Consider the following 19851-nt stretch of genomic DNA (forward strand, 5'->3'; position numbering starts at 1 on the left):
TTGTTTGTTATGTAGCAATGAGGTAGATAATGTTTGAATCCTTACAAGAACGACTCGGCTCCATACTGTCTCATTTGACAGGGCGTGGGACTTTGTCGGATCAGGATGTCGCAGAGGCGCTGCGTGAAATTCGTCGTGCGTTACTGGAAGCTGATGTTGCACTTGATGTTGCACGTTCTTTTACCGATAGGGTTCGAGAAAAGGCTGTTGGTTCAGAAATTGTTAAATCCATTAAACCTGGCCAGATGGTTGTTAAAATTGTTCATGACGAATTGGTTCATGTTCTTGGCAATGAAGGTGTGTTGAGTGATTTAAATGCGCCGGCACCTGTTGTGATGATGATGGTTGGTCTGCAGGGGTCTGGGAAAACAACAACAACAGCAAAGCTTGCCAAACGTTTAACACACAAGAATAATAAAAAAGTTCTCATGGCGTCATTAGATACACGCCGTCCTGCGGCACAGGAGCAACTGCGCCAATTGGGGGAACAAGCAAAACTGGCGAGTTTGCCGGTGATTGCAGAACAGCCTCCTGTTGATATTGCAAAACGTGCGTTGCAAGCCGCTAAATTGGGTGGTTATGATGTATTGATCCTTGATACAGCAGGACGTAATCATATTGATGAAGCTTTGATGCTTGAATTGGCTGAAATTAAAGCTTGCTCTCATCCTCATGAAATTATGTTGGTGGCGGATAGTTTGACCGGTCAAGATGCTGTGCATCTTGCTCGTTCTTTTGATGAGCGTGTGGGAATTACAGGAATTATCTTAACACGTATGGAGAGTGATGGTCGTGGTGGGGCAGCTCTTTCAATGCGTGCTGTGACAGGCAAGCCAATTAAAGCAATTGGGATCGGTGAAAAAATAGATGATTTAGAAGAGTTTCACCCTCAGCGTATTGCTGATCGTATTCTTGGAATGGGAGATATTGTTTCTTTGGTTGAAAAAGCTGCTGAAACAATGGACCATGAAAAGGCAGCTGCTTTTGCAAAAAAAATGCAAGCTGGAAAGTTTGATCTCAACGATCTTGCCGAGCAATTGCAGAAAATGAAAAAACTGGGGGGAATGGGTGGCATTATGGGAATGTTGCCTGGTTTGGGCAAGGTAAAAGATCAAATTGCCGCTGCTGGACTGGATGACCGCTTATTTAATCGTCAACTGGCTATTATTTCGTCAATGACGCCTTTGGAAAGAAAAAATCCAGAGCTGCTGAAACATAGCCGTAAACAGCGAATCGCTAAAGGTTCTGGTACAAATGCCTCTGATATTAATAAGCTGTTAAAAATGCATCGCCAAATGGCTGATATGGTCAAAGCCATGGGAGGCAAAGGGAGAGGCGGCTTGATGGGAAAAGTGTTGGGCGGACTTGGTTCTAAGATGGGCCTTGGTGGTATGGGGGCTGCTGGTGGAGATTCTGAGACTCTTCCTGATTTGTCAGGCCTTGATTTAAAGCAGCTCTCAACGTTGCAAAAGCAGGTTGAAAGTGGTCATGGAGGAAAGGGACTTCCTGGTTTGCCAAAGAGTGGGATTCCATTTCCTAGTCTTTCCAATGGTATTGCTGATAGGGGCAAGTTTCCTCAGCGTCCCAAGAAAAAGTAAGATGCAAAGAGGGAAGGAAATATAATGCAGGAAGAAATATTGGATGAATTAGCACATTTGCGAGCATCCATTGATAATTTTGATGCAGCTTTGATTCGTATTTTGGCAGAGCGTTTTCGTTGTACAAAAGTGATAGGGCATTTAAAAAAACAATATGATTTGCCGACCGTTGATCTTCTGCGTGAGCAGAGCCAAGTTGTGCGGTTGCGGCAATTGGCTATAGAGAGTGGCCTTGATCCCGACTTTGCTGAAAGATTTTTGAAGTTTGTTATTAAAGAGGTTGTGCATCACCACGAGGTGATCGCTGGAGAGAAACAACAAAAAGTTAATTTAAATGAAAGCCAGGACTGACAATAGGAGATAAAATATGGCACTAAAAATTCGCTTGTCCCGTGGAGGTTCAAAAAAGCGTCCTTACTATCACATCGTTATTGCGGATGTTCGTAGTCCGCGTGATGGGCGTTTCCTTGAACGTGTTGGTGCATGGGATCCAATGTTGCCTAAAGATAGTTCGCGTGTAAAACTTGATGAAGAACGTATCAAATATTGGCTTGGTCAAGGAGCACAGCCAACGGATCGTGTTTTACGCTTCTTGGATGCGGCTGGCTTAAAGAAGCGTCCTGTTCGCAATAATCCACAAAAAGGTGAATCGGGTAAAAAGGCACAAGAGCGTATTGCTGCTGCCAAGCAAGCTGCTGAAGAAGCCGCTGCTGGTGCAGAAGAAAATGTATAATTATTTTTCAATTTAATGCGTTATACTTTTAACATTTTTATAAAAAAGGCGAAGATTATTCGTTTTTGCTGAGCGAAAGTGAATCTCCTCAGAGACATTTGCTTTTTTAAAAGCAAATGTTTGCCTTTTAAAAGTCGATGGCGCGGCCTTTAATTTCCCAGTCTCCATAGCGTGCTGGGTCTTTTCCGCCGCGTCCGCCATTCTCTAAAGGTTTTTCTTTATTTGTTTCATGTTTGCGTCGCTCTGCTGCTTCCTTTAGAGCACGTTGTGCGGCGGGAGAAAGAGATTGCTGTTGATCAACAACAGTTGTATTTTGTTTGCTGGTTTGCTCGTCTTTTTTGTCCATTTTACACCCAATTTCATTGAAGAAGAAGAAACAAAACCCCATCATATAGCATTAATTGTATTTTACTATGGAGTTTTTGAGTCATGAATATAATGCGTACGGCTATGCTTTTGGCTTTTATGACCGCTCTTTTTATGGGAGTTGGTTATCTCATTGGAGGAGGCAGTGGCATGGTCATTGCCCTTTTAATGGCAGGTGGTCTCAATTTTTTCTCTTATTGGAATTCAGATAAAATTGTTTTACGTATGTATGGTGCGCGTGAAGTTGATCAGAATTCATCACCCACTTATTATAAAATCGTTAGTAATTTAGCACGAAATGCTTCTCTTCCTCAACCAAAAGTTTATGTTATTGGGAGTGCGCAGCCAAATGCTTTTGCTACGGGACGTAATCCTCAAAATGCGGCTGTTGCTGCAAGTACTGGATTATTACAGAGATTAAGTCCAGAGGAAATAGCAGGCGTTATGGCACATGAGTTGGCGCACATTGAACACCGTGATACTTTAACAATGACGTTAACGGCAACAATTGCTGGAGCGATTTCGATGCTTGGTAATTTCGCTTTTTTTATGGGGGGACAGCGTCATTCTTCAGAAGATTCTCACAGTGGTGGGGGAATTGGAGGGCTTATTGCTTTGCTTGTGGCACCTTTTGCTGCCATGTTGGTACAAATGGCTATAAGCCGCACGCGTGAATATGCGGCAGATCGTCGAGGAGCTGAAATATGTGGTAATCCGTTATGGTTGGCTTCGGCATTGCGTAAAATTGCTGATGGTGGGCGCGGTGTCTATAATGAAGAGGCAGAACACAATCCAGCAACGGCACATATGTTTATTATTAACCCTTTAAGTGGTGAAGGCGCTGATAGCCTTTTTTCTACGCATCCGGCGACGGCAAATCGCATTGCTGCTCTTTATCGGCAAGCAGAAGAAATGAAAGGAAAATTGGCTGAAAAGATAGGATGGAATGAAGAAGAGCGTTTTTATGAAAAAAACAGAGATTCAGATTATGTAGATCTGGATTATCGTGCTCAAAAAAATGCACATAGTAATCAAGAAAATAATGATTTTCAGCGTGTTACAAAACGTCCTTCTTGGCTTCGTTATGGAGATTCAAAAAAGTTTTAATCATAGAACTTTTAAAAAAATAAAAGTGTTGTTTTGAAATGTGAGAAGGTGGGTTGTGTGTCTGAAAAGAATGTTCCAGGATTGGCTGTTCGGCAGGTATGTGTTCGTCTTTTAGGGGCGGTGCTGAATAAGCACGCTTCTCTTTCGGGTTTGGTCGATAATGAGCATGGACATCCACAATATTTAGAGCTTTCCTATCGAGATCGCTCTTTATGCCGCGCTATTTTATCTGCAGTGTTACGTCACAGAGGTCAAATTACAGCGATTTTATCACGATTTTTGACCCGTTCTTTACCGCCACAGGCATTTTCATTGCAGCATCTTTTACATATTGGTGTGGCACAAATTCTTTATCTTGATATTCCTGATCATGCTGCGATTGATTTAGCTGTGCGTGTGGCTAAACTTGACCCGCGTATGCGCCGATTTTCAGGAATGGTGAATGCTCTTTTACGCAATGTTGCACGTGAAGCGGCTGTATTACAGCAGCAAGCTCTTAGTCTTGAAGAGGTTCCAGCATGGTTTGGACAGCTTTTGGTTTCAACTTATGGAAAAGAAAAGGCTGAACAAATTTTAGCAATTCAAAGTGCTCCGCCTCCTCTTGATTTGACAGTTAAGTCTGACCGTGCTGGATGGGCTGAACGGCTTGGAGGGGTTGTTTTATCCAATGGTTCTGTTCGGTTGAGTAGTGTGGATTGCCCTGTTTCTGATTTACCAGGCTATAAGGAAGGGGCTTGGTGGGTTCAAGATTTTGCTGCGGCATTGCCTGCTTGTTTACTTGGTAATATTCAGGGGAAACAGGTTGCAGATCTTTGCGCAAGCCCTGGAGGAAAAACAGCACAATTGGCTTTGCAAGGAGCTTGTGTGACAGCCATTGAACTTTCTGCTAATCGGATAAAGCGTTTAAAGGCAAATATGGAGCGTCTTCATTTTACAGTGTCTACTTGGCAGGGAGATGTGAGAAACTTTCATCCCAAACAGCTTTTTGATGCTGTCCTTCTTGATGCCCCCTGTTCTTCTACTGGTACGATACGTCGTCATCCGGATATTTTATGGACGAAGTCAATGGACGATATCGTCAAATTGGCAGCGTTGCAATATGATTTGCTTGTTGCGGCAATTGCTTTGGTGAAGAAAGGTGGATGCCTTGTTTTTTCCAACTGTTCGTTGGTCAAAGAAGAAGGGGAGGATCTCATTGAAAAAATTTTAGCGGAACGTTGTGATGTTATTTTAGACCCTATTTGTAAAAATGAAGTGGAGTTTCTTGCCCATTTGCTTTCCGATAGGGGATTTTTACGAACAACACCTGCTGATTTTTGTCATCAAAGCTTTGATACTGAAAAAAACGTGTTTTTAGGAATGGATGGTTTTTTTGCAGCACGTTTGCGGAAAGTGGCTTAATTAACGGTTAGTTTACTAAAATAACCGAGATTGTTCATGATTCATTAGGCACGGAGATGAAGTTGTGGCAATTGCGTTAAAAGGTCCTCAGACAAAGGCGTTGGATTTTGTGTATATGGCACAAAAATTTATACGTCGTTTATGGGTTGGTCCCCTTTTTCGTTGGCGGTTTTCAGGGTTTCGTCCTCATAAAATTTTAGCTTATCCTATTGATTTACATTTAGCTGATCCCATGATGGCGCATGAATTTTACCATGGTCGTTTTGCTTTTGCTGGTCGTATTGTTCATTCTGGTGCTGTTTCTCCTTTTTTATTGGTTTCTCCAACATCAGAATGGGAAGCAGGGCTTCATGATTTTCATTGGTTGCGACATATGAGTGCAGCGCGGAGTGATTTAGTTACAGCACATGCACGTTCTCTTTTAGCAGATTGGCTTGATCACAGTGGCAAAAAAGTAAAGGGAATTTCTTGGAGCGCACCTGTTGTCGCACGCCGTTTAATTTCATGGATCTGTCATTCGAAAATGTTATTGCAAGGGGCAAGTGAGCGGTTTGAAAGGAACTTTCTGCGTGCACTTGGTTTTCACTTTCGTTATTTACGTACAACAATTTATAGTATGGAAAACAATGATCAACGTTTGCAAGCAGCAGTTGCGTTGACATTTGCTTCTCTTTCTTTGCCTGTTGCTGAAACAGTGAAAAAAAAGGTGCAAACCATTCTTGTCGAGGAGCTTTCACGTCAGATTTTGATTGATGGTGGTCATATTTCACGTAGTCCTGTCATCTTATTTAGTTTGTTATCAGATTTATTGTCTTTGCGTCATCTTTTTATGCACAGCAATGAAACAGCACCACGTGCTCTCATCGATTCTGTTGAGCGCATGTTTCCGGCTTTGCGGTTTTTTATCCATGAAGATCAAACATTGGCACGTTTTAATGGCGTTGGTCCTCTTGATCCTGAACGTTTATCGGCACTTTTAGAATTTGATGAAACAGCAGGGCATCCTTTTAGTTATGCACGTTATTCAGGATTCCAGCGTTTACAAGCCAATCAAACGACAGTGCTTGCTGATACAGGAAAATTTCCGCCACGTTTTGCTTCGGAACATGCGGGTGCTGGGTGTTTATCTTTTGAAATGTCTTCACAGGGAAGCCGCTTTATTATCAATATGGGCGTTAATCCTTATGGGCGTGAAGAATATAGGCATTTAGGACGTGTGACCGCGGCACATTCAACAGCAACAATGAATGATTGTTCGGTTGGCACTTTTCATAAAAAGAGACAAAACGGTGCGTCATTTTTGCTTGATGGACCAACAGATGTTAAAGTGCACCGTATAGAAGATTCAACAAAAATTGGTTTTATTGCAAGCCATAATGGTTATGTCCAATTCTTTAACTTGATTCATGAACGTGGTCTTATTTTAGCAACCAATGGGGAAATGATTGAGGGTTTTGATCGCTTTTTTACGCCAAACAAGCCGGGGTTAAGAAAAAATAAGGCCATTCAAAGTGAGCAAAATAATGTGGCTGTTCGGTTTCATCTTCATCCGCAAGTTCACGTGAACCATGATGGTGAGCGCGTATGTTTAGCTGTGGAAGGTGGTCCGGTATGGTATTTTATGTCGCCTGATGCTGATATTCATCTTGAAGATTCAATTGACTTTTCAGCTCCTAAAGGTCCACAACGCACACAGCAAATTGTTTTGTATTTTCGTCCTGCATTTTTAGAAAAAGTTCGTTGGCGCTTTATCCGTCGTTCGTTGGTGCAATGATTTCATTCTTTATAATGAAATAAGAGAAGACTTATTCTCTGTGTGTTAAGAGAAAGAAGCTTTACCCTTTCGGTGTATTTTGATAACGAATATGTGTTATAAGTTTATAAGCTTGTTTTCTCAGTTTTAACCATTGCGTTTTTAGGATGTTTCTGATGGGTATCGTTGCAAAAAATTTTCCCATACCTGATCTTCATCGGGTTCGTCGTGTTCTTCTTTCTGTATCTGATAAAACGGGTTTGGTTGCGTTTGCAAAAGCGCTTCATGCTTATGGTGTCGAATTGATTTCAACAGGGGGAACTGCCAAAGCTTTAATGGCTGCTGATTTACCTGTAAAAGATGTTGCTGAAGTTACAGGATTTCCAGAGATAATGGATGGGCGTGTCAAAACACTTCATCCTTTGATTCATGGTGCTTTATTGGGCATAAGAGAAGATCCAAGCCATAAAGATGCTATGGAAAAGCATGGCATTCATGGCATCGATCTTTTGGTGGTGAATCTTTATCCTTTTCAAGAAACTGTTCAATCTGGAGCTGATGGACAAACAATTCTTGAAAATATTGATATTGGTGGACCGGCAATGATCCGTGCTGCAGCAAAAAATCATGCTTATACCGGTGTGGTAACAGCAGTGAGTGATTATGATTTGGTTTTAGAGGAATTAGAGAAGCATCATGGTTGTTTAAGTTTCTCTATGCGGCGTCAGTTAGCGATGCGTGCTTATGCGCATACTGCTGATTATGATGCGGCTATCGCAGCATGGTTTGCACAAGATTTAAACATTGAAACACCGTCTTGGCAAAGTTTTTCCGGCCATCTTGAAACTGTTATGCGCTATGGAGAAAATCAGCATCAACAGGCAGCATTTTATCGCAATCGTGATAAACGATTTGGTGTTGCAACGGCTGAACTTTTGCAAGGAAAAGCACTGTCTTATAATAATATGAATGATACAGATGCTGCATTTGAACTTGTGGCGGAGTTTGATCCCCAAAAGAGTGCTGCTGTTGCTCTTATTAAACATGCAAACCCTTGTGGTGTTGCTGAAGGGCAGAGTTTGAAAGAAGCTTATTTAAAAGCTCTTATGTGTGATAATGTTTCCGCATTTGGGGGGATTGTTGCATTAAATCAACCTCTCGATGAAGAGTGTGCAGAAGAGATTATTAAGATTTTTACGGAAGTCATTATTGCTCCTGATGCGACAATGGCAGCGCGTGAAATTATTGCAAGAAAAAAGAACCTGCGTTTGTTGATAACAGGTGGTGTTCCTAACCCACGCGATAAGGGGCTTATGGTTAAAACGCTTGCTGGAGGAATTTTAGTGCAGTCACGTGATAATATGGTCGTGGATGATCTTAATTTAAAAGTTGTGACAAAGCGGGCACCAAGTCAGGATGAAATGCGGGATCTTCAGTTTGCCTTTCGCGTGGTGAAACATGTTAAGTCAAATGCTATTGTGTATGCCAAAAATAGTGCAACAGTTGGAATTGGTGCGGGGCAAATGAGTCGTATTGATTCAGCAAAAATTGCTGCAGATAAAGCTGAAGAAAGTGCAAAAAGAGCCGGTTTAACAGAAACGCTCACAAAAGGTTCTGTGGTGGCATCGGATGCTTTTTTTCCTTTTGCAGATGGCTTGTTGAAAGCTGCTGAAGCGGGTGCTACAGCGGTTATTCAACCGGGTGGTTCAATCCGAGACGAAGACGTTATTGCTGCAGCTGATGCGCATAACTTGGCTATGGTTTTTACTGGTGTGCGGCATTTTCGTCATTAATGATTTTAGTGCTTTTTTTAAAAGAAGGTAAATTCTAAATCAGCCTCTCGTGCTACCAGTGCATATCTGTTATGAAGTTATAACACGACTCTTTTTTGTAAATTGTTCTATCCTTATACTCTGGAAGAGTAACAAAGAGTGTGAGTAAAGAATATGAATATTTTGCGTTCCTATAATAATTGGCGCCGTTACCGGCGGACAGTTAAAGCGTTGAGTAATCTTTCAACATATGAGCTTAATGATCTCGGTATTTGCCGAGGTGATATTCATTCAGTCGCTCGGCACCATTCACGTCGATCTTTCTAAGAGTGATGTGTTATGATACTTGAGAGAGATCCTTTAGTTTAAGGAAAGGCTCGGCGTTTTTTCCCATATTTTGTTATGTAAATAGTGCATCTGAATGAAGGGTGGAGTGGTGGCTTTACCTTGACGATTGTGTGCTGTTTGGTCAAAAAATGACATGTAATATTTTAACACAACAGAGTAGGGGTGTACTCTGTTGTGACGTCTGTATCTCTTATGATATATTATTTAACAATTATATCTCATAAGGTGAATGTCTTTAGCTTTTTTGTCGTAGTAAAAGACAAGATCCACCTAGAACACCGGCCGCTAAGATAAACCATGTGATTGCATAGACGAGATGATTGTTGCGAAAGTGTACAATTGTTAAACCAGCTATGGGAAGGGTTGAAGGCGTGGCTGTTTTTTTTCCAGCGTCTATGAAATAGGGGGCAACGGCTGATAAACCAAGCTTTTTTGCCATGGCAGGCAAGTCGCGCGTATACCACAAATCATGATCAGGGTCGTTTTTGCGAGGAAAAAAGCCGTTTTTTTCACTCATGCGTAACAAACCTGTAATTGTCGTTTTTTTCACATTTATTTTCTCATCTTGATAAGGGCGCTCGTTTGTTTGTGCTTGCTCTGAACTTTGAAAATTTTGTCGTGCATCCATGGGAATAAAACCACGATTTACAAAGGTTAATGTGTTATCGGCTGTCTGTAAAGGTGTTAAAACCCAGTATCCCGTAGTGTTGTTCGCGACAGCAATGACAAAAATATTTTTATCTTTCAAAAATTTTCCTGTGATCGTAACAGGTCGATATTCATCACTTTCAAAAGTAACCTGTGACCATTGATTTTGTGGGGGCGCTTTTATGGGTGGTAAATGAATACGCTGATGAGCACTCGTGATAAGGTTGGTTTTCCAGTTTAACCGTTGTATTTGCCATACACCTAGAGCACTAAAGAGAAGAAAAAAACATAGACAAAGAATACCGAACAAAAGCGAAGAAAAACGAAAGTGTTTTTGTTGAATCTCTTTCACGGGGAGGTTTGTTTCGTTCATGATAGATACTCCCTTTTAGAATGCCGGGATACCTTTTTAGCATGGTGAGCATTGAAAAAAAACATTTTGTACGTTTTTTATAAGAAAAGATGGCAGAATGATTCTGATAAGGAATGTATAAGTCTATACAAAGGACTTGACCTTTTGGTATTGACACCCTATTAGAAACAAAGCTTCCAATAACGTCCGTTGAAGGTCGTGTTGTGCGTTTTTTTGTGTGCATTCTATTTTATGAGTGCTAGGATTGAAGAGTTTCTTAGAGTTTAAAGGTGAGGTTTATGTCTCGTGCTTGCGAATTGACAGGAAAAACAGTTTTGTATGGTAATAATGTGAGCCATGCAAACAACAAAACCCGTCGTCGTTTTTTACCAAATCTTTGCAATGTGACATTGATTTCTGAAGTGTTACAGCAGAGTTATCGTTTGCGTGTCTCGGCTAGTGCTTTGCGTTCTGTTGAGCACCGTGGTGGTCTGGATGGTTTTTTGGTGAAATCTGACGATAAAGAGTTATCGCAACGTGCGCGTTTGCTAAAGCGCCAAATCGTTAAGAAAAAAGCTGAACAAAAAGCCGAGAAAGCAGCGTGATTCTCTTTTTGTTGATGGCAAAACTGAATCGTTTTTTTCTATTATGTGGGAATCTTGTTTTTCGGCTTTTTGCTGTTTGATCGTTATCTTTTATTGGTTCCATACCCCAGGTTAAAAAAATGTCTTCAGAACACGATCTTTTATCGCTGCAGAAAAAGGATAAGTTTATTGCTTTTTCTATATTGACGATGTGCTTGACTGTGACTGCTTCTAATATTTTGGTTCAGTATCCTGTTTATTGGTTTGATTTGGATGAGCTCCTCACCTATGGTGCTTTCACTTATCCATTTGCTTTTTTGATTAATGATTTGACCAATCGTTTTTATGGTCCATCTGCTGCACGGCGTGTGGTGTATGCAGGCTTTTTTGCTGGTGTTTTGGTTTCTTGGGTTTTAGCGACTCCGCGACTTGCAATTGCTTCCAGTTTAGCATTTTTGTTTGGGCAGTTGCTCGATATTGTTGTTTTTACTCCTTTGCGACGTAAGATATGGTGGCAAGCGCCTTTAGCTGCAGCGTTGGTCGGTTCGGCTTTGGATACGGTTTTATTTTTTGCTCTTGCTTTCTCTAGTTTTTTTGCTGTTATCGATAAGATGACAGGGTATGCTGATAGTTCACTCACGGAGGGGGCTATTCTTTTTGGAATTGATGCTCCAGTTTGGCTTTTTCTTGCTTTTGGTGATTTTTCAGTGAAAATTTTTATGAGTCTGTTGATGCTTATCCCTTATGGAACAATCTTGAGTGCTTTGAAAGTTCCGCTTTATCAAAAACATTCAAAAGATGATTCATCTTTTGTTACTCGCTCATAAGCATTATTTCTCTTTTTCTTATTTTAGAAGATGAAAGCGTTTCATGTCATATTTTGTGAGAAACGTCTTCGCAGAAGATACACTCTAAGCGCTTTATCGTATTAATTTATTGTTTTATAGCTTGAATAAGCGTTTTAAATATGACGGCGTTTGTTTATTGCTATTCCTTGATAGCATCAATAAAGATTATTCGCTTGTATATCTAAGGGGTGTGCGGGGGTAAAGAATACTTTAAAAGGGCAAAAATATTTCTTGTGGTTCATCTCAATGTAAAAGCTGTTGTTGGCATTGGATATTCGTAAGAGAATAACAGTGATGGTTGTTGCCTTAAAAATATAAAAATAGTCCGTGTTTCGTCGTCTTTCTATGATATCATTCATGGAGCGTATTTGTGAAATAGACTGAAACTATGATGAAGTGTTTCTGTCAATGTGTAACATGAATTTTAGATATGAGAATATATAACTCATCAAGCTGATCATCAATTTATTTGACAGTGCTCAATGTTGTCACAAATAGCTTTTGTATTGAGATGCTCTACAAGAAGTATTTGTGTCTTTTTTAAGCTGTTTTTAATTCATACAGGCATTTTACTTGTCATACGCAAGAAAACGGTCTTTTGTTTACTATAAGATTTGAAATGAATGAGAGAATTTTCACAATATTTATATTTCTTATTCAAGACACAGTAAATGCCCCTGATTAATTAGTCTATTCCTGATTCAAGGTGTTTTTTTGAATTTTTTATGAGAATGAGGTTTTTTACCGCTAAAAAGTGTTTCTAATTGTTTTGTAATCGCTTTGGCTAGTTCGTCGGCATTCATAATTGTTACAGCTTGTTGATAATAGCGTGTGACATCGTGACCAATTCCAATGGCAATGAGTTCTATAGGAGAATGATTTTGGACTTCTTGAATCACTGCGCGTAAATGTTTTTCTAGATAATTGCTAGAATTAACCGATAAGGTCGAATCATCAACCGGAGCTCCATCAGAAATGACCATGAGAATGCGGCGTTGTTCATGTCGTGATAAAAGGCGTTGATGTGCCCAAATCAATGCTTCACCATCAATATTTTCTTTGAGTAAGCCTTCTTGCATCATGAGACCTAAATTGCGCCGTGCTTGACGCCATGGGATATCTGCACTTTTATAAATGATGTGACATAAATCATTAAGGCGTCCAGGATGACGAGGCTTGTTTTGTTTGAGCCATTGTTCGCGTGATTGTCCTCCTTTCCAGGTTTTAGTGGTAAAGCCTAAAATTTCAACTTTGACTCCACAACGTTCAAGAGTTTGTGTTAAAATATCTGCGCAACTTGCTGCGACGGTAATAGGGCGTCCTCGCATTGAGCCTGAATTATCAATGAGCAGTGAAACAACAGTATCGCGAAACGGAGTATTGCTTTCCATTTTGAAAGAAAGAGGTTGCATAGGATCAATGATAAGGCGTGGGAGTTTTGCTGTATCGAGATATCCTTCTTCAAGGTCAAAGTTCCAATTGCGATTTTGTTGTGCCATAAGGCGGCGTTGTAGGCGATTGGCGAGACGTCCTACAACGTTTTGGAGATGATTGACTTGTTTATCAAGATGATGGCGTAATTGATTCAATTCACTTTCAGAACAAAAATCCTTTGCTTCCAATATTTTATCAAATTGGCGCGTAAAAACTTTATAATCGACAAGCCTTTCCATTTTTTCTGAAACGGTAAAAAGACGTCTAGACTGCCCCGATTTTTCTTGCCACGGGCCTTCTTCTTGCTCTTCTTCAGCTTTATCACTGTCGCTTAATTCTGTCGCTTGGGTTTTTCCATTGTCTTGCGTATCGCTTTCTTGTTCTGTTGCTGTTTGCTCTTCACTTTGGGTTTGTTTTGGATTTTTACTTTCTTTTTCTGCTTGATCCTTAAGCTCAGATTCGTTTTTTAATTTTTTATTGTTTTCGCTGTCAGATGTTTCTTCAAGTTGCGTGGTCATTTTTAATGACACAAGCACTTGACGAACAATTTGTGCAAAAGCGTGTTGGTCATAAATATGATGTGTCAGTTCATTCAATTCTTTGGCAGCTTTTTGTTCGATTTCCTGACGCCATAATTCTAATACAGGGCCTGCTTCTTTTGGGGGAGAGCGCTCTGTTATTTTTTCGCGTAATAAAAGAGCAATTGCTTCTTGGATGGGCGCTTCATTCTGGTTACTAATCTTTTGATAATGGGCTCTTTTATATTTGTTTGCCAACATTTCATCAAGATTGTGTGCAACTCCTTCCATGGCTAAAGTGCCAATGGCTTCAACACGTGTTTGCTCGAGAGCGTCAAAGACAGCGCGTGCTTCTAATTCTTGTGGGGCGAATTGGGTATGGATGCGTTTATCATGCCATGCCGCGCGTAAGGCCATGGAATCGCCTAATCCACGAGTAATTGTGATGTCTTTATTTGTCGCATGCTGTGGTAATTCTGGTAAAGATGCATTGTTTTCCCAAAAGGATGGTCTGTTATGACTAAAGGAAACTTCAAGTTTTGAGGTGCCAGCAATTGCACGTATACAGGTGGAAATTGCTTTTTTAAAAGCTTCAGCATTAAGTGTGCTGTCGCAAGAGCTGTCTGTTGAGTTTTTGCTGTTGTCGCCAGTGTTGATAGCCATACTTGATATATTTCTTAAGGCAAGACACCATGAATGAGTGATTCGGGAAGCTCTTGTCCAAAGGCACGTTGGTAAAATTCAGCGACCATGGCACGTTCAAGTTCATCACATTTATTGAGAAAGGTTAACCGGAAAGCAAAACCAGTATTTTGAAAAATCGCTGTATTTTCTGCCCAAGTGATGACTGTACGCGGGCTCATGACTGTTGAAAGATCTCCATTGATAAAAGATTGACGAACCATATCAGCAACATGAACCATTTGCGAAATTGTCTTTTTTCCTTCTGTCGTTTGAAAAGATTTGACCTTTGAACAAACGATATCAACCTCTTTATCATGGGGTAAATAATTGAGTATTGTTACAATAGACCAGCGATCCATTTGTGCTTGATTGATTTGTTGTGTCCCATGATAGAGCCCTGTCGTATCACCAAGTCCAATGGTATTTGCTGTTGCAAAAAGACGAAATGCTGGATGAGGTGTGATAACACGGCTTTGATCAAGCAAGCTCAATCGTCCTGACGCTTCAAGAACGCGTTGGATGACAAACATAACATCGGGGCGTCCTGCATCATATTCATCAAAAACGAGAGCAACATTGTTTTGGTAGGCCCATGGTAAAATGCCTTCTTTAAACTCAGTAATTTGTAAGCCATCTTTTAAAACAATGGCATCTTTTCCAATGAGGTCAATACGACTCACGTGACTGTCGAGATTAATTCGGATACAGGGCCAGTTGAGCCGTGCGGCAACTTGTTCAATATGTGTCGATTTACCCGTGCCATGATAGCCTGAAACCATGACGCGACGATTAAATGCAAAGCCTGCTAAAATCGCTAAAGTTGTTTGCCGATCAAAAAGATAATCAGGATCTACATCGGGAACATGTGGACTTTTTGTACTAAAAGCCGGAATTTTCATATCCGTATCAATATGAAACATATCACGCGCACAAAGTGTGGTATCGGGCACATTTTCGACTGCAAGTTTTGTTTTTTTCATCATTTTTTGGAATGGAAAGGACGCACTTTATTTTTATTCATCAAAGGCGACGATACTAAAGTTAGAGACATTATGCAATGCTCTATCCTTTAAGAATTTCGAATATGAAAGAAATCCTTTGCTCTATACCTTAATAATATTTTTTAATCATGATATCTTAAGCAAAAATGGGGGGATTTTAACATAAACCAGATTTTTTAAGCAAATTGTAAGCGTTTAAAACATCCCGAAAGCGCTCTTCTGAAGAACGATTACCACCATTGGAATCAGGATGATGTTTTTTTACTAACTCTTTATATTTTGTTTTGATATCTTCAGCGGAAGCGTTTGCTGGGAGTTCCAATGTATCAAAAGCTTTGGCTTCTAGGGGTTTTAACTTTCGCGTGGAATGATTGCTTGAATGACGTTTGGTAAAAAGCGAAAAGGGATCGCGCATACGGTTTTGATAAGCAGCTGTGCCAGAGCGAATTTTTGCATAATTGGCAGCTGTTTTTTTTGATGTACTGTTATTAAGGTCGGTCGGCCAAGTTGGGCGGTGGCCTGTAAGCGCATCTTTTTGAAATTTTGCAATATCTTTATCACTGAGTCCAGAGAAGTAATTAAAATCTTTGTTATAAGCACGCACATGCTCAATGCAGAAGTGTAGATACTGCCCTTCATGATTGCGACCAGCTGGTGCCTTATGAGATGCCGCTTTTTCGCACCCGTTCCACTGGCACTGTTGCGCTTCTGGTTCAGCTTTTTTCTTTTTATTAGAGCTGATCCGAATTGAATCAAAAAATTTAGATGTTGTCGTCATATCTTTGATTTATGCAAAATCAATTGATTTTACAAGAATTGACTTTTGAAAAATTTATTTTCACATTTATTTATTCATGAGACAAGGTGTATTACCCTGTTGATTTATGAAGGAATAAAAAATGTCTAAACCCGTTCAAACAACGATTGAAATGAAACTCCAAGATGCTTTTCATCCGCAGAAACTTGAGGTGATTAACGAAAGCCACCTTCATGAAGGGCATCCGCATGATGAGCATGCTTTTGATGGTAAGGGGGAGACACATTTTCGAGTAAGAATTTTGTCCTCTTCTTTTTCAGGAATGACAAGGGTGGAGATCCATCGAGCGATTTATAAAGTTCTTCAGAAAGAACTTGCAATTTGTGTTCATGCTTTGGCACTTGAAGTTGAGTCAGCTTAATTGCTTTTTCATTCCATTTTTTAAGAACGAGGATGTGCTTTTCTATAAACTTCTAATAAGTGATCTGTATCGACATGAGTATAGGCTTGGGTTGTGGAAAGACTGGCATGGCCGAGAAGCTCTTGAATCATGCGTAAATCGCCTCCTCGTGATAAAAGATGGGTGGCGAAAGAATGACGCAGTGTATGGGGGGTTGTTGTTTCTGGTAAACCAAGGTGTGTACGTAAGTTTCGTACAACCCGTTGAATAATCTCTGGCTGTAAGGGCCCCCCTCGGCTACCGCGAAACATTGGTTGGTTCTCTACTAAAGGATATGGACAGATTTGTATATAATGCTGTACCGTTTCGTGAACGACTTTTATAAGGGGAATGAGGCGTGTTTTTTTTCTTTTTCCAGTTACAAATAAACTTGTTTTTTCATGGTCAGAAAATTGTTCTGGTGTGAGGCTTAAAGCTTCTGATATGCGCATTCCACAACCATAGAGGAGGATTAAAACAGCAGCGTTACGGGCGGTGATCCACGGTTCATGGTCTTGTTGATTTTCTTGTTTTACCAAATGAAGTGCTGAGGTTACGGCTAAGGGTTTTGGCAGTGATTTTGGATGTTTTGGTGTTCGAACAAATTTTGCAGCAGGAATGTCGACAATTCCTTCACGGGATAAGTAACTAAAAAAAGAGCGTAATCCTGCTATTCCTCGACTTAAAGAGCGTGCACTTGTATTGCGTGTGCGACGATAGGCAAGATAAGCGCGCAAGTCGGTAACGCGCAAATCGGCAAGATCTCTAAAAGTTGGTTGATGTCCTAGATGTTGACAGAGAAAAGACAAAAACTGTCGTGTATCACGTTCGTAAGCCTCTGTGGTATGTGTGGACATGCGACGTGTTTGTAACAGACATTCCAGCCAGTTTTTCCTTTCTGCTAAAATAGCAGGATCTGCTGGAATGAGCGGAATGTTTTCATCTTTTCTCGTATCATTTTTTATAGGCATTTCTTAATTGAGCGTTTCTTTATTGGTTACTTTTTCGCCGTTAGAGTGACCATTGTTATTTTGTGGTTGCTCTTCACGATTGATAAGCTGTTTTTCTCCTTTTAGCGAGAGTATTTTTAAAAGATTATTTGTTGACATAAGATGTGCAAAGATCAATCCTAAAAAGCCATTTTTATGGAGTTTGGAAAGTTGGCTTGCGGAGAGTTTATTTAATTTTTCTTCATCAACAATCCAGAAATGCTCTAATTGTGCTGAAAGACCTTTGTCGTTTTTCACATTGATGGACTTTTGACTGAGTAGATCCATATCTACGAGAGCATCAATAAATTCAGACGTTTTTTCCATAGCAATTTTAAAGCTTTCAAGAAAACGAATACGTTCCTCCATAAATGGAGAAACAGAGCCGTCGGAATTAAAAAGCTCTGTTCCTGCAACTTCATTAAACATGCCAGATTTTTGATCAAAGCAAACAGAAAGCTCTTTTTCATTGCTAATTTGTGCAAGAACAAAAGGATAGCGGCGAACAAAGGCTGGAACATAAGTATTTGTTTTCCAACTTTTATCAGAGGATATATAATCATTTTCATCGTTAGAGAGACCAACAAGAGCAGCAGATGTATAGTGTCGCTTCTTTTGCTCATCTTCAGCACACATAAATAAAATGGGATAGTCTAGGGCTGCTTGAAAATATTCGCTACTTGCCAAGGGAATCCAGTGGGTGTCTTTGGCAAAAGACATATCGCTTGGAGGCGCAAACTTTAAATTTTTATGGGAAACTTTGTTAATGGGGGTGATATCTTTGTAAAATAGCATAACATTTGCCATAAGACTTCTCCTTATATTCATTTGCATTCGTTACCAAGAAAAAATTTGGGAAAATTTCTAATATGGCAACAGGGTTGGGTCGAAAATTATGATATTGAAAAATTCATTTTTGAGAGATGATGATTTGATATGAAATATAATAAAAAAAAGCTTAAAAATAAAGTCTATCTTGCTACCATTCGTTCAGCTCACGGTATAAAAGGGGATGTCTTACTTCATGTTCTAGCAGAAAATCCACAGAATTTGAAAACCTATGGGATTCTTTATGATGATATGGAGCGCTCTTATGAAATTGTAACCCTTCGCGTGCAAAAAAATAACGCTATTGTTCACTTTAAAGGGGTTGAAGATCGTAATGCTGCTGAGAACCTAAAAGGGATTCGTCTCTATGTTATGCGTGATCAGTTGGTGGAAGATTTGATGGAAGATGAATTTTATCAAGTTGATTTAATAGGGCTTTACGTTCAGGATGGTGCCGGTCAAACTCTGGGTGAGGTGAGTGGCTTTTTTAATTTTGGTGCTGGTGATTTGCTGGAAATGCGTTTGAATACAGGCAAAACTGTCCTCATTCCTTTTAGCAAGGCGGCTGTACCAGAAATTTGTATTGATTCCGGTTTTCTCATAGTTGACCCTATGGCTGCTGGTTTAAGTGATGTAAGAGAAAATGATAAAGACAAAATAGTTTAAGCCTCAACGAATGACGTTGAAAATAGAAATGAAGAAATGCAAAAATGCGTTTTCATAGTGATGGGTATTTTCTCTTGGAGCGTATTTTGTTTTTTAGGTATTTTTTTAGGAAAAACTTTAAAATGGGCGATATGTTTGTTGGAGATAGTACAGATGAATGATTTTCCTTTCGGTCAACAATATCATATTGATGATGTGCTGTTGGGGCACTCTTCAGTTAAGGTAGAGATGAAACGATAAAAAATGAAATTTCAAGCGCGTATTTTAACACTTTACCCTGAGATGTTTCCAGGTTTTTTAGGATATTCTTTGGCTGGGCAAGCTTTAGCAAGGGGGCTATGGTCATTAGAAACAGTGCAGATAAGAGATTTTGCTTTGGATAAACACCATAGCGTTGATGATACTCCCGCAGGCGGAGGGGCTGGTATGGTGATGCGGGCAGATGTGGTTGCAGCTGCGCTGGATAGTTGCCCAAATGATTCGCCAAGGTTATTGATGAGCCCTCGTGGGCGCCCTTTCAATCAAGCCTATGCACGCTCTTTGGCACAGGAAACAGGGGTTACATTGGTTTGTGGTCGTTTTGAGGGGATTGATGAACGGATCATCGATGCACGTGGATTGGAAGAAGTGTCTATTGGTGATTATATTCTTTCCGGAGGAGAAGCGGCGGCTCTGGTTCTTTTGGATGCTGTTGTCCGTCTTCTTCCTGGGATTATGGGAAACCAGAGTTCTGCGGCATGTGAAAGTTTTGAAAATGGCTTACTTGAATATCCTCAGTATACACGTCCTGCTCTTTTTGAAGGACGCGCTATTCCGCCTGTTTTAACATCAGGTCATCACAAGGAAATCAAGGAATGGCGTCAAAGTCAAGCCGAGCGATTAACACGTCAACGTCGTCCTGATCTTTATGCGCGTTATGATAAAAATCGTCAGAAAACTTGATTCATGTTGTAAGGTGGTGTATGGCATGGCTCTCTTTTAAAGAGAGAATTTTTCTGTAAAGGGTTTTCTATAATTCCAAATTA

At 40.2% G+C, this 19851-nt stretch carries 20 protein-coding genes; 13 read left to right on the plus strand and 7 right to left on the minus strand.

Annotated features, from left to right (window positions below; translation table 11 throughout):
* Positions 1–29: 29 nt before the first annotated feature.
* Genes ffh through rpsP form a run of 3 tightly spaced genes read left to right on the plus strand, consistent with a single transcriptional unit; the run spans position 30 to position 2331 of the window.
* Positions 30–1598 (plus strand): signal recognition particle protein, encoded by a 1569-nt coding sequence (gene ffh, locus ABID23_RS01010; protein ID WP_354188427.1) that lies wholly within the window; start codon positions 30–32, stop codon positions 1596–1598.
* A 24-nt stretch (positions 1599–1622) separates the two neighbouring features.
* Complete coding sequence (locus ABID23_RS01015) at positions 1623–1949, plus strand: chorismate mutase (RefSeq protein ID WP_354188429.1); 327 nt, start codon at positions 1623–1625, stop codon at positions 1947–1949.
* Between the two features lie 16 nt (positions 1950–1965).
* Entirely contained in the window at positions 1966–2331 is a 366-nt protein-coding gene (gene rpsP / locus ABID23_RS01020) for a 30S ribosomal protein S16 (protein WP_354188431.1), read from the plus strand.
* Positions 2332–2458: 127 nt separating this feature from the next.
* On the opposite strand, the gene ABID23_RS01025 is transcribed toward rpsP, so the two are convergent.
* Entirely contained in the window at positions 2459–2677 is a 219-nt protein-coding gene (locus ABID23_RS01025; RefSeq protein WP_354188433.1) for a DUF1674 domain-containing protein, read from the minus strand.
* Positions 2678–2760: 83 nt separating this feature from the next.
* Between ABID23_RS01025 and htpX the strand changes: the two genes are divergently transcribed.
* From htpX to ABID23_RS01050, 5 genes are all read left to right on the plus strand, one after another.
* Positions 2761–3804, plus strand: a complete 1044-nt coding sequence (gene htpX, locus ABID23_RS01030) for a zinc metalloprotease HtpX (protein WP_354188435.1) — start codon at positions 2761–2763, stop codon at positions 3802–3804.
* Positions 3805–3837: 33 nt separating this feature from the next.
* Positions 3838–5205: an RsmB/NOP family class I SAM-dependent RNA methyltransferase gene (locus tag ABID23_RS01035; RefSeq protein ID WP_354188437.1), complete on the plus strand. Its 1368-nt coding sequence runs from the start codon at positions 3838–3840 to the stop codon at positions 5203–5205.
* A gap of 64 nt (positions 5206–5269) precedes the next feature.
* Positions 5270–6979, plus strand: a complete 1710-nt coding sequence (locus ABID23_RS01040) for a heparinase II/III family protein (RefSeq protein WP_354188439.1) — start codon at positions 5270–5272, stop codon at positions 6977–6979.
* Positions 6980–7134: 155 nt separating this feature from the next.
* Positions 7135–8751 carry a bifunctional phosphoribosylaminoimidazolecarboxamide formyltransferase/IMP cyclohydrolase gene (purH, locus tag ABID23_RS01045; RefSeq protein ID WP_354188441.1) on the plus strand — a complete coding sequence of 539 codons (1617 nt, stop codon included), beginning with the start codon at positions 7135–7137 and terminating at the stop codon, positions 8749–8751.
* 153 nt (positions 8752–8904) lie between these two features.
* On the plus strand, positions 8905–9057 hold the full coding sequence (locus tag ABID23_RS01050; RefSeq protein WP_354188443.1) for a DUF1127 domain-containing protein: 153 nt from the start codon (positions 8905–8907) through the stop codon (positions 9055–9057).
* Between the two features lie 256 nt (positions 9058–9313).
* Here ABID23_RS01050 and ABID23_RS01055 read toward each other — a convergent pair whose 3' ends face one another.
* Entirely contained in the window at positions 9314–10099 is a 786-nt protein-coding gene (locus tag ABID23_RS01055; RefSeq protein WP_354188445.1) for an SURF1 family protein, read from the minus strand.
* A gap of 278 nt (positions 10100–10377) precedes the next feature.
* Here ABID23_RS01055 and rpmB point away from each other — a divergent pair, with 278 nt between their 5' ends.
* Both rpmB and ABID23_RS01065 read left to right on the plus strand, forming a co-directional pair.
* On the plus strand, positions 10378–10683 hold the full coding sequence (rpmB, locus tag ABID23_RS01060; RefSeq protein ID WP_354188447.1) for a 50S ribosomal protein L28: 306 nt from the start codon (positions 10378–10380) through the stop codon (positions 10681–10683).
* Positions 10684–10802: 119 nt separating this feature from the next.
* Entirely contained in the window at positions 10803–11489 is a 687-nt protein-coding gene (locus ABID23_RS01065; protein ID WP_354188449.1) for a VUT family protein, read from the plus strand.
* 722 nt (positions 11490–12211) lie between these two features.
* Here ABID23_RS01065 and cobT read toward each other — a convergent pair.
* The 3 genes from cobT to ABID23_RS01080 form a co-directional block, all read right to left on the minus strand.
* The gene (gene cobT / locus ABID23_RS01070) at positions 12212–14125 is read right to left on the minus strand and encodes a cobaltochelatase subunit CobT (protein ID WP_354188451.1); all 1914 of its coding nucleotides are present in this window, start codon (positions 14123–14125) and stop codon (positions 12212–12214) included.
* Positions 14126–14139: 14 nt separating this feature from the next.
* A complete protein-coding gene (gene cobS / locus ABID23_RS01075; protein WP_354188693.1) occupies positions 14140–15126 on the minus strand; it encodes a cobaltochelatase subunit CobS in 987 nt (328 codons plus the stop codon).
* A gap of 178 nt (positions 15127–15304) precedes the next feature.
* Complete coding sequence (locus ABID23_RS01080; protein ID WP_354188454.1) at positions 15305–15925, minus strand: J domain-containing protein; 621 nt, start codon at positions 15923–15925, stop codon at positions 15305–15307.
* 121 nt (positions 15926–16046) lie between these two features.
* Here ABID23_RS01080 and ABID23_RS01085 point away from each other — a divergent pair, with 121 nt between their 5' ends.
* Positions 16047–16325, plus strand: a complete 279-nt coding sequence (locus ABID23_RS01085; protein ID WP_354188456.1) for a BolA family protein — start codon at positions 16047–16049, stop codon at positions 16323–16325.
* Positions 16326–16345: 20 nt separating this feature from the next.
* Here the strand turns inward: ABID23_RS01085 and ABID23_RS01090 are convergent, their stop codons facing one another.
* The gene (locus ABID23_RS01090) at positions 16346–17314 is read right to left on the minus strand and encodes a tyrosine recombinase XerC (RefSeq protein ID WP_354188458.1); all 969 of its coding nucleotides are present in this window, start codon (positions 17312–17314) and stop codon (positions 16346–16348) included.
* Between the two features lie 3 nt (positions 17315–17317).
* Positions 17318–18139, minus strand: a complete 822-nt coding sequence (locus tag ABID23_RS01095; protein ID WP_354188460.1) for a SapC family protein — start codon at positions 18137–18139, stop codon at positions 17318–17320.
* A gap of 129 nt (positions 18140–18268) precedes the next feature.
* Here ABID23_RS01095 and rimM point away from each other — a divergent pair, with 129 nt between their 5' ends.
* Both rimM and trmD read left to right on the plus strand, forming a co-directional pair.
* The gene (rimM, locus tag ABID23_RS01100; RefSeq protein WP_354188462.1) at positions 18269–18826 is read left to right on the plus strand and encodes a ribosome maturation factor RimM; all 558 of its coding nucleotides are present in this window, start codon (positions 18269–18271) and stop codon (positions 18824–18826) included.
* Positions 18827–19069: 243 nt separating this feature from the next.
* A complete protein-coding gene (gene trmD / locus ABID23_RS01105; protein ID WP_354188464.1) occupies positions 19070–19768 on the plus strand; it encodes a tRNA (guanosine(37)-N1)-methyltransferase TrmD in 699 nt (232 codons plus the stop codon).
* Positions 19769–19851: the final 83 nt, after the last annotated feature.

The organism is Bartonella silvatica (genome assembly GCF_040545155.1).
GTDB lineage: Bacteria > Pseudomonadota > Alphaproteobacteria > Rhizobiales > Rhizobiaceae > Bartonella > Bartonella silvatica.